Annotated in this window: 16 protein-coding genes; 11 read left to right on the plus strand and 5 right to left on the minus strand. The window is 58.8% G+C overall.

Annotation, left to right across the window (positions count from 1 at the left end):
- Positions 1-9: 9 nt before the first annotated feature.
- From mtrB to secA, 5 genes are all read left to right on the plus strand, one after another.
- On the plus strand, positions 10-1,638 hold the full coding sequence (gene mtrB / locus CEPID_RS03110) for an MtrAB system histidine kinase MtrB (RefSeq protein WP_052843336.1): 1,629 nt from the start codon (positions 10-12) through the stop codon (positions 1,636-1,638).
- Positions 1,639-3,363, plus strand: coding sequence for an MtrAB system accessory lipoprotein LpqB (lpqB, locus tag CEPID_RS03115; RefSeq protein WP_236684282.1), 1,725 nt, complete (start codon positions 1,639-1,641; stop codon positions 3,361-3,363).
- Positions 3,363-3,971, plus strand: a complete 609-nt coding sequence (locus CEPID_RS03120; protein ID WP_083984488.1) for a ComF family protein — start codon at positions 3,363-3,365, stop codon at positions 3,969-3,971. The genes lpqB and CEPID_RS03120 overlap by 1 nt, the downstream gene beginning before the upstream one ends.
- Before the next feature lie 145 nt (positions 3,972-4,116).
- A complete protein-coding gene (gene hpf / locus CEPID_RS03125; RefSeq protein ID WP_047239724.1) occupies positions 4,117-4,782 on the plus strand; it encodes a ribosome hibernation-promoting factor, HPF/YfiA family in 666 nt (221 codons plus the stop codon).
- 511 nt (positions 4,783-5,293) lie between these two features.
- On the plus strand, positions 5,294-7,930 hold the full coding sequence (gene secA / locus CEPID_RS03130; RefSeq protein WP_047239725.1) for a preprotein translocase subunit SecA: 2,637 nt from the start codon (positions 5,294-5,296) through the stop codon (positions 7,928-7,930).
- On the opposite strand, the gene CEPID_RS03135 is transcribed toward secA, so the two are convergent.
- Positions 7,927-8,370: a hypothetical protein gene (locus CEPID_RS03135; protein ID WP_144413430.1), complete on the minus strand. Its 444-nt coding sequence runs from the start codon at positions 8,368-8,370 to the stop codon at positions 7,927-7,929. The genes secA and CEPID_RS03135 overlap by 4 nt on opposite strands.
- Positions 8,371-8,547: 177 nt before the next feature.
- Between CEPID_RS03135 and CEPID_RS03140 the strand changes: the two genes are divergently transcribed.
- The 4 genes from CEPID_RS03140 (at position 8,548) to CEPID_RS03155 (ending at position 12,626) form a co-directional block, all read left to right on the plus strand.
- On the plus strand, positions 8,548-8,958 hold the full coding sequence (locus tag CEPID_RS03140; protein WP_047241307.1) for an HAD-IA family hydrolase: 411 nt from the start codon (positions 8,548-8,550) through the stop codon (positions 8,956-8,958).
- Positions 8,959-9,462, plus strand: a complete 504-nt coding sequence (locus CEPID_RS03145; protein ID WP_047239727.1) for a DUF6912 family protein — start codon at positions 8,959-8,961, stop codon at positions 9,460-9,462.
- A 796-nt stretch (positions 9,463-10,258) separates the two neighbouring features.
- Positions 10,259-11,299: a ferredoxin reductase gene (locus tag CEPID_RS03150; protein ID WP_236684283.1), complete on the plus strand. Its 1,041-nt coding sequence runs from the start codon at positions 10,259-10,261 to the stop codon at positions 11,297-11,299.
- A gap of 10 nt (positions 11,300-11,309) precedes the next feature.
- Complete coding sequence (locus tag CEPID_RS03155; RefSeq protein ID WP_047239729.1) at positions 11,310-12,626, plus strand: fatty acid desaturase family protein; 1,317 nt, start codon at positions 11,310-11,312, stop codon at positions 12,624-12,626.
- Here CEPID_RS03155 and CEPID_RS03160 read toward each other — a convergent pair.
- From CEPID_RS03160 to aroA, 3 genes are read right to left on the minus strand one after another with little or no spacing between them, the layout of a single operon-like run.
- Positions 12,581-13,876: a chloride channel protein gene (locus CEPID_RS03160; protein WP_047241308.1), complete on the minus strand. Its 1,296-nt coding sequence runs from the start codon at positions 13,874-13,876 to the stop codon at positions 12,581-12,583. The two genes, CEPID_RS03155 and CEPID_RS03160, sit on opposite strands and share 46 nt — an antisense overlap.
- Positions 13,877-13,884: 8 nt before the next feature.
- Complete coding sequence (gene rsgA, locus CEPID_RS03165) at positions 13,885-14,892, minus strand: ribosome small subunit-dependent GTPase A (RefSeq protein WP_083984356.1); 1,008 nt, start codon at positions 14,890-14,892, stop codon at positions 13,885-13,887.
- Positions 14,885-16,225, minus strand: coding sequence for a 3-phosphoshikimate 1-carboxyvinyltransferase (aroA, locus tag CEPID_RS03170; RefSeq protein WP_083984489.1), 1,341 nt, complete (start codon positions 16,223-16,225; stop codon positions 14,885-14,887). The genes rsgA and aroA overlap by 8 nt, the downstream gene beginning before the upstream one ends.
- Before the next feature lie 19 nt (positions 16,226-16,244).
- Here aroA and CEPID_RS03175 point away from each other — a divergent pair, with 19 nt between their 5' ends.
- Complete coding sequence (locus CEPID_RS03175) at positions 16,245-16,907, plus strand: SOS response-associated peptidase (RefSeq protein WP_047239731.1); 663 nt, start codon at positions 16,245-16,247, stop codon at positions 16,905-16,907.
- Here the strand turns inward: CEPID_RS03175 and ybaK are convergent.
- Positions 16,893-17,405, minus strand: a complete 513-nt coding sequence (ybaK, locus tag CEPID_RS03180; protein WP_047239732.1) for a Cys-tRNA(Pro) deacylase — start codon at positions 17,403-17,405, stop codon at positions 16,893-16,895. The two genes, CEPID_RS03175 and ybaK, sit on opposite strands and share 15 nt — an antisense overlap.
- A gap of 25 nt (positions 17,406-17,430) precedes the next feature.
- Between ybaK and CEPID_RS03185 the strand changes: the two genes are divergently transcribed.
- Complete coding sequence (locus CEPID_RS03185; RefSeq protein WP_407921613.1) at positions 17,431-18,039, plus strand: sigma-70 family RNA polymerase sigma factor; 609 nt, start codon at positions 17,431-17,433, stop codon at positions 18,037-18,039.
- Positions 18,040-18,053: the final 14 nt, after the last annotated feature.

The raw sequence follows: 18,053 nt of genomic DNA on the forward strand, positions 1-18,053 counted from the left end.
TCCATAGATATGGATTTCGTCCAGAAGACAGCCCAACAACTAGCCGAAAAATGGCGGACTTCGCTGCAGGTCCGCGTGATCGGCTCTATCTTGGTGTCTTCCACACTTGTGGTGCTTATCCTCGGGTTGACACTCATCAGTATCGTGGCTCAGCGGCTGGTGGACAGCAAGCTGGAAACCGCGAGCAATGAGATTGATCGGGCGCGGGCGGTCGTCGAGAGGCAAATCGCGACCTCCGCGCCGTCGAACTCCCTGCAGTCGCGACTGAACTCTGCGCGAGCCTCGTTGACGAATTACACCACCTCGGGAAATACTGAGACGATTTACGAACCGGTGCTCGTGGTGGAGAACCCAGATGGGCAAGTCACCAGTTCACCCGAAGGGTACGAGATCCCAGCGCGGCTCCGATTCTTCGTTTCCCAAGGGCAAGTTTCTTATCAGTTTGCCACGTTTAATAAGCCAGACGGTGGGGCGTACAAAGCGCTGGTCATTGGTAGTCCCACCAACGCTGACATCTCCGGGCTGCAAATCTATCTGGTGATGCCCCTGGTGAGCGAAGAATCCACCCTAGCGCTGATCCGAGGACTTTTCGCCGCTGGTGGCGTGGTGTTGTTGGTCCTCATCGTAGGCATTGCTTGGTTGTTGACTCAGCAGGTCACGGCCCCTGTGCGTTCCGCGAGCCGCATTGCAGAGCGGTTTGCTGCTGGACACCGGCGCGAACGAATGGTGGTGGAAGGCTCAGACGAAATGGCGCGTCTGGCCTTAAGTTTTAACGCCATGGCGGAATCGCTCTCCAAGCAGATTGATCAACTTGAGGAATACGGCGACCTGCAGCGCCAGTTCACCTCGGATGTCTCGCATGAGCTGCGCACCCCACTGACCACGGTCCGGATGGCTGCAGATATGATCGCCGACAATGCGGACGAACTCGACCCTTACACCAAGCGTGCTTCCGAATTGATGGTGCGCGAGCTCGATCGATTCGAGGCTCTCTTGGCGGACTTGCTGGAAATCTCGCGCCACGATGCCGGGGTGGCCGACCTTTCCGAAGAGCAAGTCGACATTCGAGCGTGTATCACCGCTGCGTGGCAGCAAGTCCAGCACCTCGCCGAAAAACTCAATGTGGACGTCAAGTTCGAGCTGCCAGAGCAGCCGGTCAACGTGGTTATTGATTCCCGCAGGATCGAGCGCATTCTGCGTAACCTCATTGCCAACGCCATTGACCACTCTGAGGGAAAGCCAATTAACGTGCAGCTGGCAACTAGTGATGATGCCGTCGCGATTGCCGTCACCGACCATGGTGTTGGATTGAAGCCTGGTCAGGAAGAATTGGTGTTCAACCGCTTCTGGCGCGCCGATCCTTCCCGCAAGCGCCATTCGGGCGGTACAGGGCTTGGGTTGGCAATTAGTTCCGAGGACGCAAGCTTGCACGGTGGCGCACTAGAAGCCTCAGGTGAGCTGGGAATTGGGTCTCGATTCCGGCTAACTTTGCCAGTTCGTCCAGGTCAGCCATATCAGGAAAGCCCAATTCCGTTGATTCATCCCGATGTGGTCGCCATCGAAACCGCGGAGGACGAAGGCATGATCCTCATCCCGGTTTCGCACCATCACGACGTCGATAAGGCGAAGGAGGACTAAGTGGCACCCCGAATTTGGCAACGGCTTTGTGCGCCTGCATGTGTGGCCAGCCTCGTGCTCGCAAGTTGCACCTCCTTGCCGTCCGACTCCGCGCCACAGGCATTGCGAACCTATGTGCCCGCGAGCCCGACAGAAGACAACATCAAGCCAGCAGCGGGCCAGGAACCAGATCTGTTGCTGCGAGACTTCTTCACCGCGTCGGTAAAACCCACCCAACGACACCAACAAGCACGAACCTTTCTCACGGCTGAGATGGCCAAAAATTGGGATTCGCAGGCCAACACGCTGATTCTGGATCGCATCGACATCAATTCTGCCGGGGTTGCCGAAAAGGACAAACGCAGCTTTAATGTGCGCGGAACCGTGGTGGGCTCCCTTGGTCCCGGTGGGGTGTACTCGCCGGAAAATGGAGCCTACGAAGCGACAATAACCATGGAGCGTATCGACGGCGAGTGGCGCATCAGCGGCCTTCCCCCGGGAGTAGCGATTGAGCGTTCCGAGCTGCGCAACAACTACCAGCCGTACAACCTCTATTTCCTCGATAGTCTGGACAAGACCCTAGTAGGGGACCGCCGATGGGTATACAACGGCAACGTCTCCGTCGATACTGCGCTGCTGTCGTTGTTGCTCGAAGGACCGCAAAAGCAACTCGCTGGCGGTGTCAAGACCTACCTGCCCGCCGGGGCAACGTTCTCCGGAGTCCGTCAAGGGGTCTATAGCTTTTCAGGATTCGGTGACCTTGGTGAGGAAGGTCGTTACCGCTTCGCTGCCCAAGTGGCGTGGACCTTGGCCCGCGCGGGCGTTCCTGGTCCTTACAACGTTCAGGTGGATGGCACTCCCATTCTTGAAAATACGCGGCGCCTAGACCTTGAAGATGTGGCAGAGTTCAACCCCGGGGCTTCCGCGGGCGCCGGTTCGCCACTGCATGGCCTGGGCAATGGTGCGATGGTCAAAGTGGACGCGAGTGGCACAGTTCCCGTCGCCGGTGAACTGGGGCTCGCCCGTGACATCGAATCCGCGGATCTGGAAGCCCGTTCGAATTTGGTTGCTGCAGTGCGCACTACGGGGGAAAACGACGAAAAGCGCTCAAAGTTGCTCGTTGGCGAGTTGGGCGGAGCGATGAAGGAGTCAGTAGAAGCGAAAACGCTCAGCCGCCCATCCTTCGAGCCAGCCGGGGCTGGTGTCTGGACAGTACTGGATGGTCGAAAAATTGCCCGCATTGCGAGGTCTTCCTCGACCGGTGAGTTGTCGCAGACTGAGGTGGATTCCAACGGATTCGCAGGGATCGAAGGACTGATCTCCGTTTTGCGACTGTCCTACACCGGCGTTCGCGTGGCGGTGATCATCAACGGTCGCGTGTATCTGGGTGTCGTCGAGCATCCGTCACCCGGCCAATACAAGGTGGCTAATGTTCGTGAGCTCGCACCGACGATTGGCGGCACCGCCCTCACCTTGGACTGGCAGATCGATGGGTCCTTGGTTGTCGGGACCTCGGATCGCGAGACTCCGGTCTGGCACCTACAGTCCGACGGCTCTGCACTCACGGCCCTCCCATCAAGCAATATCGCAGCTCCGGTCGTTGCAATCTCCGCTAGCTCTACGGCGATATATGCCACCGACTCTCGATCGGTGCTGCAACTTCCCGTCAATGCCACGAGCAATGCTTTCTGGCGAGAAGTCCCTGGCCTGCAAGGGCAACGACTAGCCCCCGTGGTAGCCAAGTGATCGAGCTGCTTCTGCCCAAGCATTGCGCCGGCTGCCGCGCGCCGGGCGAAGCATTATGCCCCGCTTGTCGACGCCACCTGGCAAGGCCCCCGCAACGTATTTTCACCCGCGTGGACCCACACATTCCAGTGTGGTCATTTGGCCCCTATGCCGGTGTTCATCGAGCGCTGGTATTGGGAATGAAAGAGCGGGGACGTCGCGACGTACCAGCTTTCCTCGGCCCTGTGTTGGCGGCAGGGGTGGAATTCTTAGCGGCCCGGGGAGAGTTGCCAGAGCCAGCAGAATTAGATCTGGTGCCGGCGCCGACGCGACGTCGATCGGCGCGCCTGCGGGGCGGAGACCCGGTGACTTTAGTGGCGAGGGCATCGGGCCTTGCTGTGTGTGCCGCGGTAGTGCACGGAAGTCAGGTTCGCGATTCGGTCGGATTGGATGCGACGGCTCGTCGAAAAAACTTGAGTGGTGGGGTCAAGTTGGAGCGGATCCCGGTGCGAAAGGTGCTCATCGTGGATGATGTTGTGACCACTGGCGCCACCATTGCTGCGACGGCCGCGGTGCTTATGGCGGCGAATGTGCAGGTGGTTGGTGCTTTAGCGATTTCGCATGCTTAGCGTGCCTAACGGATAAGCGGGGGCTTATGGCGCAAAGGTTATGACCAGGAGTATTCTTAGAGATGTAGTTGATGAACGTCATCGTGGACGCTGTGAGTAATCCCGCTCACAATGTGCGATGACTCAATACCCCGGGAGGTACACCGTGACTACCCCTGCTGACAACAACATCCTGAGCCCTGACGCCCAGGTCAGCATCACCGGACGTAACGTCGAAGTGCCGGAGCATTTTGCTGAGCGAGTAAAGTCCAAGCTGGCAAAGATCGAGCGCCTCGACCCAACTCTCACGTTCTTCCACGTCGAACTGCAGCATGAGCCAAACCCTCGTCGAGAAGCTCATGCAGATCGTATCCAGATCACTGCCACCGGTAAGGGCCACATTGCCCGCGCCGAGGCGAAGGAAGATAGCTTCTACGCTGCGCTGGAAACCGCTTTGGGCAAGATGGAGCGTTCCCTGCGCAAGGTGAAGGAACGTCGCAGCATTTCCCGCTCCGGCCACCGTGCACCGCTGGGCGCTGGTGAGGTAGCAGCGGAAATGGTCGCGGAAGCCAACAAGGCGCAGGATCAGGTTGGCGAATTTGATGTGGATCCATACGAGAACCTCGTTAAGGATGTCACCCCTGGTCAGATCGTCCGCACTAAGGAGCACGCTGCTGTTCCAATGACTGTTGACGATGCGTTGTCTGAGATGGAGCTGGTCGGACACGATTTCTACCTCTTTATTAATGAGGAGAATGGACGACCATCCGTGGTGTACCGCCGTCACGCTTTCGACTACGGTCTGATCTCCTTGACTGAAGAAAAGAAGTAGCCCCTAACAGGTGAAAACCGAAGCCACTGTCGTTGACGACGGTGGCTTTTTCGGGGTTAAGTAAAGAAATGAGTGTCTCGGTTGGTGTGTCGTCGGCTGTCGGGATCTGCTGCACGAATGTTATGGAGTACTTCCGTGATAGTACTCCTAAGTAGATGAGCGTTTTTTGATGAATAAGAGCCGACAGAGGTAGTACTCCTACTTCGGAGGCACTAGCTATCACCTGTGTAGCTCCAGGAAGATCCATCCGCAAGAACCTAAAAGGCCCGGCCCGCGACACATCGACCGAGAGACGGTTTTCTCTAGTTAACCCTTCTTCCCATGACGGGACGAGTGGAGCCCGTGTGGCTCAATCGAGATGGTTGGTTGCAAGCGGTGCGTTTGTAGTCGCAAAAATCCCAGGAGAACCCCGGTTGAGTTGATCAATTGACTCGCCCCGGTAGCCGTGCGCGTAGAATAGGCAGAGATTAACTGTAAGTCACCCCAAAGTACCTGTAAGGACTACGTGCCCGTGTTCGGATTTTCAAAGATTCTTCGCCTCGGTGAAGGCCGTGCTATTAAAAACCTCCAAAGTATTGCAGATAAGGTCATCGCCTTGGAGGACGAGTACGCCGCATTGAGCGATGAGCAGCTCAAGGGCAAGACCACGGAGTTTAAGGAGCGCATTGAAAACGGCGCCAAGCTCGACGATTTGCTGCTGGAGGCCTTCGCCACAGCTCGCGAAGCTTCGTGGCGTGTCTTGGGGCAGAAGCACTACCAGGTTCAGATTATGGGCGGTGCTGCCTTGCACTTCGGTAACGTCGCTGAGATGCGCACCGGTGAAGGCAAAACCCTGACCTGTGTGCTTCCGGCCTACCTCAATGCCTTGGAAGGTAAGGGCGTGCACGTGGTCACGGTCAACGATTACCTGGCTAAGCGCGACGCTGAGTGGATGGGGCGTGTGCACCGATTCCTCGGCCTCAAGACGGATGTGATTCTGTCGAATATGACTCCGCCACAGCGTCGAGAAGCTTACAGCGCGGACATCACGTACGGTACGAACAACGAGCTGGGCTTCGACTACTTGCGTGACAACATGGCGCACTCCCTCGATGAGTTGGTGCAGCGGGGCCACCATTACGCCATCGTCGACGAGGTCGACTCGATTCTCATCGATGAAGCGCGTACTCCGCTGATTATCTCCGGCCCAGCCGGTGGTTCCACCGAGTGGTACAACGCCTTCTCGACGATTGTGCCGCGCATGTCGCGCGACATCCACTACGAAGTGGATGAGCGCAAGCGCACCGTCGGCATCCGGGAAGAGGGTGTCGAGTTCGTCGAAGATCAGCTTGGCATTTCTAACCTGTATGCCCCGGAGCACTCTCAGCTGGTGTCCTTCCTGACCAACGCCATCAAGGCGAAAGAGCTGTTCACCCGCGATAAGGACTACATCGTCCGCAACGGCGAAGTTTTGATCGTGGATGAATTCACCGGCCGCGTGCTCGATGGTCGACGCTACAACGAAGGCATGCACCAGGCGATCGAAGCGAAGGAAGGGGTGGAGATCAAGAATGAGAATCAGACCCTAGCGACGATCACCCTGCAAAACTATTTCCGTCTGTACGACAAGCTCGCTGGCATGACGGGTACTGCGGAGACGGAAGCCTCCGAGCTGCACCAGATCTACAAGCTCAACGTGATGCCGATTCCAACCAATCGCCCTAACCAGCGCGAGGACCTAAATGACCTGATCTACAAGACTCAGGAAGCCAAGTTCGCTGCCGTGGTTGATGACATCGCGGAGCGGGTCGAAAAAGGCCAGCCAGTGCTGGTCGGTACCGCATCTGTCGAGCGTTCGGAGTACCTCTCCCAGCTGCTGCAGCGCCGAGGTATCAAGCACAATGTGCTCAACGCGAAGCACCATGAAAAGGAAGCGGAGATCGTCGCACAGGCTGGTCTGCCGGGTGCCGTGACCGTTGCCACCAACATGGCCGGTCGTGGTACCGACATCGTGCTCGGCGGTAACCCAGATATTTTGGCTGATATCTACCTGCGCGAACGCGGCCTGGACCCAGTGGAGACCCCGGAAGAATACGAGGCTGCCTGGGATGGCGAGATCGAGCGCGTCAAGAAGCGATCCACCGAACTCGCAGAGCAGGTACGTGAGGCTGGTGGCCTTTACGTTCTGGGTACCGAGCGCCACGATTCGCGTCGTATCGACAACCAGCTGCGCGGCCGTTCCGGCCGTCAGGGCGACCCTGGTACGACGCGTTTCTACCTCTCGATGCGCGACGACCTGATGCTGCGCTTCGTGGGCCCGATGCTGGAAAACATGATGAACCGCCTGGACATCCCAGACAATCAGCCCATCGACGCGAAGATGGTCACCAACTCCGTGCGCTCCGCGCAAACCCAGGTGGAGTCCCAGAACTTCGAGATGCGCAAGAACGTGCTCAAGTACGACGAAGTCATGAACGAGCAGCGCAAGGTTATCTACGCTGAGCGTCGCTCTGTGCTCGAAGGCGCAGACGTCTCGGCACAGGTGCAGTCCATGATCGAAGACACGATCACCGACTACGTCAACGGTGCCACGGCAACCGGCTACGTTGAGGACTGGGATCTGGATAAGCTCTGGAACGCACTGGAGGCGCTCTACGGCCCGTCGATGTCGGCTAAGTCGCTTATCGACGGCACCCAGTACGGAGCTGCCGGTGAGCTTTCCGCGAAGGACCTCCGTACCGCACTCATCGAGGACGCAAAGGCGATCTACGCCAACATTGAGTCCAAGGTGGCGGAAGTTGCTGGCGACGAACAAATGCGCAACATCGAACGCGTTGCCATCATGAACGTCGTGGACCAGAAGTGGCGCGAGCACCTCTACGAGATGGACTACCTCAAGGAGGGCATCGGCCTGCGTGCCATGGCACAGCGCGATCCGCTGGTCGAGTACCAGCGCGAGGGTGGCGACATGTTCAACGCCATGAAAGACGGCATTAAGGAAGAAACCGTCCGCCAGCTGTTCTTGCTGCGCCAACAGTTCCTGCCAAAGGTTGAGGAAGCCGGATCTGTAGACATCAACGGCGATGGCAAGTTGGACGCAGCTGACTTGGGTGCGCCAACTGGCCCACGCCCAGACCAACTGCGTACCTCTGGACCAGAAGAAGCCTAAAAAACTCGTAGGCTGACCAACACCCACTGACGTTTGCCCTCCGACATCTCGAGTCGGCCGGCAAACGTCTTTTGGTTTTTCTCGCCCACGATAGCGGCACCGTGCACTTCCATTGCCGCAATCACGCGGATAGCGAGCGGATCGGCGAACCGGGGCTTGGGGCACTGCGCACCTTGGTGGGCGATCCGCTGCAGCCGAACCGGGCCGCGCGGGGCGCCCGAGCGCAGGAAGGCGGTGATTTGGGTACGCAATCTCTGTGCGAAACGGTTCTTGGGCAAACTAGTGACATCTCGCATCCCAAAGGCAGCCTCGAGTGCCACCTGGACGATTCCTAGGATAGTTCGGGTCAGTTCGGGGGGCGCCTCCGGGGCGAGTGGTGGCTCCGGGGGCGGGGTTAAGGTCATTAATAGGGTGTAGCCCGGAATTGGTGAATAAGACATTTGCTACATTCTTGGTTCACAAGCCATACCTAACGAGCAATTTGTCTGTCTGTCACACCCGCCCCAAGGAAGAATTGTGGAAGAATGTGGAAGCGAGTATGCATGCAGCGCAGTTAATTGTGTCATGGATGTGAGAAGAATGCCTGAGAAAATGTGCAAAAGTGGGAGTTTAAGAGCGTGCGTGGATTAATCGTTGATTATGTCGGAGTTCTGGACGGCACCGATGAGGACCGGCGCAGGTGGCGCAACCTTTTGGCGGCCGCCAAAAGCAATGGGGTAGCAACTGCCGTCCTCTCCAATGATCCGGGTGGTCCCGGAGCTGAGCACATCCGTGAACTGGAATACCGGGGCATTGTCGACGCCGTCTTGCTGTCGGGCGAGATTGGCGCAGAAAAGCCTGCTGAGGCCGCGTTTCAGGCAGCGGCTGACGCGATCGAGTTGCCGATGCGCGACTGTGTCATGGTCGATGATTCAATCTTGAATGTTCGTGGCGCAGTGGAGGCTGGACTCGTCGGAGTGTTCTACCAGCAGTTCGATCGTGCAGTGGTGGAAATTACCGGGCTATTCGGGATTGAAGGCGAGTTCTAGATGCGCGTCTATGTGCCGGCAACCTTTGAGATCTTGAGAGAGCTCAATGAAAATGGGGTCTTTACTGCGCGTTCCGGGTGGGGTTTTGCGGTAACTCCTACGTTGATCGAGTCTTTCGAATCAGGAGACGAAGAAGAAATCGCCCACTTTGCCTTTATTGATGCAGCCCGGGCGTCTTTGAGATTGCTGGGAATGGGAGTGTCACAGCATCCGCATCGACGCGTGGTAATTACTGCCGATCTTCCCGATGAGCAGGTCACTCTTGCTGATGACCAGGGGGATACCGTGGTGAAGATCCAGCCTGCCCACATCGCTCTTTCTGAAGTTGCGGCGCTCCACGTGGATATTGAGTCCTCGGAAGAGGCCACTGCGAAGGCTATTGACGCGATCCATGCTGCGGATCTGGGGGACGAAGACGCGGAACTGGCAGTTGGAGACGCCGATGACAACTTCATGGCCTGGTATGACCCAGTTGAGCTGCCATTCTTGATTGAACTGAGCTAAATCTTTAGGTTCTCTATGAGTGAAGCGACCCGCGTTGGTGGGTCGTTTTTTTCGGGGTTGAGTGAAGAGGTATATCCGGTCGGCGCATCGCCGGCGGCGCGATTTTGCTGCACGAGTGCTAGGTTGTACCTCCGCGGTAGTACTCCTACCTAGATCAACGATTTTTAACGAAAAAACGCCCACCGGGGTAGTACTCCTACTTCGGAAGTACTGACTAGCACTTGTGCAGCCTCCAGGAAGAGTCAGGAAAATCTGTAAGAATCATCCGGAACCTGGGATACCTAAAGAAACCTGCGCCTGGTCGGAAGAGTGCAGCTACAAGCGAGCTGGTCGGCCAGTATCTTGGCCGGACCTGTTTCCTGCGGTTGAGTTAAACGGCTTCTTATGTGAGTGCGTCGCGGACACAGCCTTTGACTGGTGACGTTTGTACTTGCTTCAATCGACGCGAGTCTCATTGCTACGCCGCACTTCTTCCAGTGTCTGCCCAGCGCGTACTGGGCAAGAGGGACGGTTTTCTGCACCGACCCACCCCGCCACGAGCAGCGACCGCAAAACACGCGATAGTACATTTGTCGGGGTCGGTTAGAGCACTAGAGGAACGGTAGAACCCGGATTTAGTGTGCTTGAACTGGGGGGAATCACGACACCGGTACACACTTTTCTATATCAAACCTCTTTTTCGGCGCCCTTGCAATCTAACCTACGCTACCGTAAGCTACGGAAGCGTACCAATTTTGATAGCAAAAGGATCGAAGGTGTGATGGTGGTAAGAACCACGAGCGACAGCCTCAAACACGTGCGAAGAATTCTCAAGAATTGGACCACGCCACTACTGCCCGATGATTATTCGGCGCTGATCAACCCATTGTGGAGCACCCGGGAACTGCGTGGAGTCATCCGTCAGATCACTCCGGCGGCCGAAGGAAGCATCCTGATCGACATCGAACCAGGCTGGGGAGTGCCGGTCCACTTTGAAGCCGGTCAGTACATCGGCATTGGGGTCTCAGTGGAGGGGCGCTATGTGTGGCGGAGCTATTCGATAGTCACAGCACCCACCCGAAGGGCGAAGAACTTTCAGATTTGCGTCCGCGCCGTCGCAGATGGGCAACTTTCCAACCACCTGCAAGACAACGCTCGCCCAGGGGAAGCAATCCGGCTTGCCGCGCCCGCCGGTGACTTTTACCTCACTGATCCGATTCCCCACAAACTGCTGTTTGTTACTGCCGGTTCTGGATTGACCCCAGTGATCTCGATGCTGCGCATGCTCGACGATCGCCGCCAGCTTAGCGACGCCGTCCTGATCCACTCCGTGCGCGCGAAGGAAGAACTGATTTTCGCGGAAGAACTTGACCGCCTACAAGAAGCCAATCCTGGGCTACGGGTGGACATCCGTGTCACCTCGGTGGACGGTCGGATAACGATCCCTCAGCTGGAGGAGATGGTTCCAGACTTCGCCGATCGGGCACCATATGCCTGCGGTCCTGCGCAGCTACTTAATGAGCTCAGCGCATGGTGGGCGACGGGCGTCGATAAGCCTTATGCGCTGCGTACGGAACACTTCACCCTGGATCGAGCAAGTGATGCGCGGGGTGGCACGGTGACTTTTGGCAACCGAGGCAGCGTTATCGCGGATGGCGCTACCACGATTCTGGAGGCAGCCGAGTCGGCCGGAATTCGTTTGCCGAGCGGATGCCGGATGGGTATCTGCCAGACCTGCGTGCAGTCTCTCAAAGAAGGCCACGCGCACAACCTTCGCACCGGGGAAACCCATGAACCAGGCAGTCGCGTTCGCGTGTGCTGCACCGTTGCCAACGGCGACGTGACCCTCGACATTTAGGAGCATCGACATGGCAATCGCAAACATCAAGGCTTATTCGCACCTCACGGACGCAGATATTGAAGAAATTGGGCGTCGGCTGGACGCCATCAAAGCCGACGTGGAAAGCACCCTCGGCGAACGCGACGTTCGTTATATCAAATCGATGATTCGCACGCAACGAATCCTGGAACTCAGCGGCCGGGCCACATTGCTGCTCTCGCACCGCAAGCCAGCATTCTGGGCGGGAACTGGCATGCTGGCATTGGCGAAAATCCTAGAGAATATGGAGATCGGCCACAACGTCATCCACGGCCAGTGGGACTGGATGAACGACCCGACGATCCACTCCACCACCTGGGAATGGGACATGAACTGCCCATCTAAGCAGTGGATGCACACCCACAATCACGTCCACCACACGTACACCAACATCCTCGGGATGGATCACGACGTCGGATACGGCGTCCTGAGGGTAACCCGCGATAGGAAATGGGCGCCTCAGCACGCATTCCAGCCGGTGACCAACGCAGTGTTGGCATCCTTCTTTCAATGGGCCATCGCGTTTTACGACGTTGAGCTGGGGCGACTGTTCGCAGGAAAACAGACCTGGGAGGAAACCGCACCGAAGTTCTGGGAAACTGTGGCGAAGGTTCGCAACCAGGTGCTCAAGGACTACCTGCTCTACCCACTGCTCACCGGCCCCAACTTCAAGCACACCGTCCGGGCCAACCTGATTGCCAACCTGGTGCGTAACTGGTGGTCGTACGCAGTGATCTTCTGTGGGCACTTCCCGGACGAGGCGGAAACCTTCACCAAAGAACAATGGGAAAACGAAACCAAGGGTGAGTGGTACCTGCGCCAGATGCTGGGTAGCGCGAACTTCAAGGGCGGCGCAGCGTTGACCATCTTGTCCGGAAATCTCAATTATCAGATCGAACATCACCTGTTCCCGGACATGCCGTCTAATCGGTTGGCGGCCGTCGGTAAGCAAGTGCAGGCTTTGGCTGAAGAGTTTGATCTGCCGTACCACACCGGGTCTTTCCCGGCGCAGTTCGGCAAGGTGCAGCGCACCCTGCTCAAGCTTTCTTTGCCGAATAGCTTCCTGGCTGCCTCCCCGGACAATGCCCCGGAAGTACGCTCGAACCAGGCGTTTACCCCAGACATCGAAGCAAACCTGCAGGTTGGTGCCGATGAAGCTGGCCGACGTCGTGGCCTCAAGCCAGGATTGCAGCTGCTAGCTAAGGCTCGCCCGAGTGCTAAAGAAGCTCTGCGTTACGCCCTGATGCGGCCGGTACGACGTCAGTCGCGAGTCCACAAGGCCGAAGTAAATGGCACCATCGGCTGATCCCGATGGACAGCCACCGACCACAGGCGCACACCGATCGCAGCGCTAGCTACTGCGACAAAGACGGGTAGGTAACCCTCCGCTGCGAGATCGGTAAATTCTACCGCTGCGATCAGTCCGAAAAGCGGGGCTGCCATCGCAGTGGATAGAAAAGCGGCCGCCCCAAGCAGAGCGAAAACGCCTACCGGTACCCCGGGGAATAGTGGTGCTAAGGCCACGCCGAGCAAAGCCCCTACGATTGCTCCCAAACCAAACGCCGGGGTCAAGGTGCCTCCCACCACACCAACGCGTAGGCACAACAGGGTCGCGCCGAAGCGCAGCAACGCAACCGCGAGCAAGGCAGCCGCGGGCATGCCGTTGGTGAGCATCGTATCGGCCATAGAACGGGCGTTGGAGCTGGTGCCAGGAACAAAGTAAGCCACAGCACCGATCACCACGAACGCAGCCGGCAATTGCCACAAAATGCGCCCATCTTGCGGGCTGGCAGCAACAGCCTTGCGGGCCAGCACTCCGAACCAGTGGCCGATCACACCAGCTACCAGCCCCACGAGGATGGCGACACCAAGGGTGGGCCAATCCTCGCTGGCAGGCACCGAGGAATAGACCGGGTGCGGCTTCACGAAGACCCCAGTGACGGCTACTGCTGTGGCTGAGGCGAGCATAGTGACCACCACCGAGCGCGTGCTCATTTCCACCAGCAGCAGCTCCAGGGCAAACAGGGCGCCGGCCAGGGGGAGATGAAAGGTGGCACCCAAGCCAGCACCCGCGGCCGCTGCCACCAAGAGCCGGCGGGCATGAATATCGAGGCCGAGCTTGGTGGAAATCCACGAGCCAGCGAGTCCACCGGCGAGACGCGGGGCGTTTTCCCGGCCCACCGGGGCACCCGCGGCGACCGAAGCGACCTGCAGGAACGCGGAAAGGAGCGTTTCAAGCACCGGCATCGGACGGCCGTTCATGGCGTTTGGCACGCCCACCTGTTTGCGTCCGAGCCGTCGTAAGCCGTACCACGCCCAACTCAGCACCACGCCCAAGCAAACGAGAGTGAGACTGACTCGTAACCTACTAACCTGCGAAGTGGGATCCGGGTTGTGGAGATGATCCACGTCATAGACCAGCCGCTCCACGCCGATGACCGTCCAGTTGAGCCCGGCCACCAGCAAGCCGGTCACCGCGCCCGTGAGGACAGCCAAGCCTGCCAGCCGGTTGAGCGGAGTGGCATCGATTGGGGTGCGCTCGATGGGGGAGGGCAGCTGCACGGTTAGTCCCTTTCGATGCCGAGTTCCCAGTCTTCGTTGCTGCGTAGAGCAACCAACAGCTTGCGCACGGCCAGCGCCCGTCGCAAAGAGCTTCCGGTGAGCTGATCGAGGGCGCATTCTGGGTCGGCAGGTGGGCCCATATGAGTACACCCACGCGGGCAGTTTTCCGCTGCTAACGCGAGATCTTCGAAGACGCCCACGACTGTGTCCGCGTCCACATGCGCAAGCCCGAACGAGCGAATTCCCGGGGTATCTATAATCCACCCGCCGTCCGGCAGCCGCAGCGCAACCGATTGCGTGGAAGTGTGCCGTCCTTTACCGACGCCCGATACCGCACCTGTGGCGCGATCAGCTTCCGGAACTAAGCGGTTGACCAGCGTGGACTTACCGACGCCCGAATGGCCGATCAGCGCGGTGACGTGATCGGTCACGATGTGTTGCACCTCGGCGAGGTCGTCGTTAATGCCTGCGGTGACCACGGGAACGTTGAGATCTGCGAACTGGGAGGCGAACTCTTCTGGGTCAGCAAGATCCGATTTAGTCAGGCAGAGAATAGGTGAGAGATTACCCACGAACGCGGCCACCAGGGCGCGCTCGACGAAACCGGCCCGGGGAGGTGGGTCGGCTACCGCGGAGACGATAAGCAGTTGGTCGGCGTTACCCACCACGATCCGTTCGTAGGGGTCGGTGTCATCGGCGGTGCGACGCAGCACCGAGGTGCGATCTTCAAGTCGGACGATGCGGGCGAGTGTGCCGGGTTGGCCGCTGGTGTCGCCCACCACGGCCACGCGATCACCCACGACGATGTTGGTTCGGCCGAGCTCTCGGGCGCGCATGCAGGCGACGGCCTGGTCGCTGCCGTCGAGAACTACGCCCCAACGGCCACGATCTTTCGACACCACCATGCCGAATTGCGCATCGTCGTGCTTGGGGCGATCTTTGGTGCGGGGTCGTGAACCGCGGCCGGGACGGATACGGACGTCAGACTCGTCGAATTGTCTTCTAGCCACTCGTTACACCCGATTCTGGTTCGGCGGCGTGGTGGACCATGTCTTCCCACATCGTCGCAAAGCCGGGCAGCGTCTTTGCGGTGGTGGCGATGTTTTCCACTTTGATGGGAGTGAGCAGACCAAGGATCGCTCCGGCGGTCGCCATGCGGTGGTCGGCGTAGCTGCGCCACTTTCCGGCTCGCAAGGGGCGGGGCCGGATGGCGAGCCCGTCGGGAAGTTCACGACAATCGACTCCGACATTGTTGAGTTCGGCCGTCAATGCTGCCAGGCGGTCGGTTTCGTGGCCTCTAAGGTGCGCGATGCCGTGCAATTCGGATGGGGAGTTTGCCACGGCGGCTAGGGCCGCAAGGGTGGGCGTGAGTTCACCGATATCGGAGAGATCCAGATCGAGTCCGCGCAGCTCACCGGGGTGCGGGCCGTGAATTTCCAAGGCGTGACCATCGCCGACGGCGATGAATTCCACCTCGCACCCCATGTCCATAAGAATGTCGCGGATGGCATCACCCGGTTGGGCAGTTTTCATTGGCCAATCGTGAATGCGTACCCGGCCGCCCGTGACGGCGGCAGCAGCTAAGAACGGGGTGGCATTGGACAGGTCCGGTTCGATTCGCCAGATGCAGGCGCGGGGCACACCAGGTGCGACGTGCCATTGGTTGGGGGCCGTCCGAGTCACGCTGATTCCCGCATGCTGCAACATGTCCACGGTGAGTTCGATGTGGGGAAGGCTAGGCAGCTTGTTGCCGGTGTGCGTAATGGTCAGACCGTCGCGGAACCGGCAACCGGCGAGCATCAGCCCGGAGACAAACTGGGAGGAGGCACTCGCGTCGATGCTGACTTCGCCTCCTGTGACTGCTCCGGTTCCGACGATCGTAAACGGCAAGCTGTCGCCGGTGACCGCCACGCCGAGATCGCGCAGAGCCTCCAGGGTGGTGCTCATCGGGCGTACGCGGGCTTCTGGGTCACCGTCGAAGAACACGGTGCCGTCGGCAAGCGCCGCCACAGGTGGGAGGAAGCGCATGATGGTGCCCGCAAGGCCCGTGTGGACCGATCCGCCCGTGAACCGGCCCGGCTCAACCTTGATGGTGGTTGACGGGGTGCCATGGGAGGTGGCGGTTCGGGTGATTTTCGTGCCGAGCTGTTCCAGGGCTTGCATCATCAGTTCGGTGTCTCGGCTGATGAGGGCATCGTGGATGACCGATGGCCCGTCGGCCAGCGCTGCGAGTACGAGCGCCCGGTTCGTCATCGATTTCGAGCCCGGTATCCGCAACTCCCAATCGATCGGACCCGCTGCCGGCGGGGCTTGCCACCATTGATCCTGCACTTTTTCTGCCATGACGTCCATAATAGATGGCATGTGCGGACGCTTTGTGCTCTTTACCACCGAGGAGAAGCTGCTTGCAGCGGCCACCTCGCTTATCGACGCCCCCGAGGCCACCATTCAGGCACCCGAAGGCACACCCCCGCCGCGGTACAACGTCGCACCGACTCAGATGATCGCCATGATGCGACTAGCCTCCCCGAGCGAAGCTCTCCTCGAACCTGCGCGGTGGGGGCTGCTTCCGCATTGGAAGAAAGACATCAGTGGTCCGCCGTTGTTCAATGCGCGGGCGGAGACCGTGCAAGAAAAGCCATCTTTCCGTGACGCATTCAAGACCCAGCGCTGCGTCATCCCGCTAGATGGATACTACGAATGGAAAGACAAAAAGCCGTACTTCGTGCGTCGCGTAGATGGCGAACTGCTCTGGGCTGCTGGGCTGTGGTCGACCGGGCTAGGCCAGCTTTCCGCCACGATGATTACCACCGATGCCCCGGAACCGATGCAGGATCTTCACCACCGCCTACCTCGGTTCCTACAGGCCGAGGAGGCGCGACAATGGCTTATCGACGACACCACGACCGCAGCACAGCTGTTGCACCCATCTGGGCAAGAGTTGGTGGCGCAGTTGCGGATTTCCCCTGCCGACCCCGCGGTAGGGGCAGTGAAAAACGACTACCCCGAGTTAATCGGCCACTAAGTCAGCGAAGCTCGCCCCGGTTACCTCACGGAGAGTGTCCGGGGATAATTCGATGTCCAGGCCCCGCTTCCCGCCGGAGACAAAGATAACGTCGAAGAGCTGGGCAGTTTCATCAATAACCGTAGGAAGCGGGTGCTTTTGGCCGATGGGAGAGATCCCGCCGACGACGTAGCCCGAACTACGCTCGGCATCTTTGGGGTCCGCCATGGTAGCCTTGCTCGCGCCGTGAGCTGTGGCCGCCTTCTTCAAGCCGAGTTGCTCGGTAACGGGGATGCAGCAAACGGCCAGTTGGCGCTTGGGGCCTTTGCCTGCGCTTAAATCCACTAGGAGCGTTTTGAAGACCTGCTCGGCGGCGATTCCGAGCCGAGTGCTGAGCTCCGCCGCGGCTTCGGCGCCGTAGTGGTGGGACTGGGTGTCGAATTGGTGGACGGTGTGGGGGAGGGCGGCGTCGACAAGCGCTTGGAGTGCTGCAGTACCGGTGGAATTCTTCTTGGCCATAACATCGCAGATTCTACGCCGTATGATGAAGGGATACGTCGAACAGACGAGGATAGACAGGAGAGGCATGGCCCCGACCGCGACACTTGCGCAACGCTTTGAGACTGAAGCGTTGCCATTGCTCGACCAACTTTATGGCGGTGCGCTGCGCATGACGCGCAACCCAGCCGATGCTGAAGACTTGGTGCAAGAAACGTATATGAAGGCGTTCCAGGCTTTCGAGAGCTTCAAGCCGGGAACGAACCTCAAGGCATGGCTGTATCGCATCATGACGAACCTGTACATCAACAGTTATCGCAAGGCGCAGCGGCAACCATCACAACTACCCACCGAAGAAATTACGGACTATCAGATCTATTCCAGCGCCTCTCACCACTTCACCGGCTTGGAATCAGCGGAGGTGGAAGCACTGAAAACGATCCCTGATGACGAAGTGTCGGCAGCGTTGAATGGTTTGTCCGAGGAGTACCGAATGGTGGTGTACTACGCCGATGTGGAGGGCCTCGCGTACAAGGAAATCGCCGAAATCCTCGACATTCCGTTGGGAACGGTGATGTCCAGGCTTCACCGGGGAAGAAAACAGCTCCGCGGTGCGTTAAAAGAAGTGGCAGCCGGATATGGGATCGGAACGTAAAGGAAGCGAAAAGC

This window comes from Corynebacterium epidermidicanis (assembly GCF_001021025.1).
In the GTDB taxonomy this organism is placed as follows: domain Bacteria; phylum Actinomycetota; class Actinomycetes; order Mycobacteriales; family Mycobacteriaceae; genus Corynebacterium; species Corynebacterium epidermidicanis.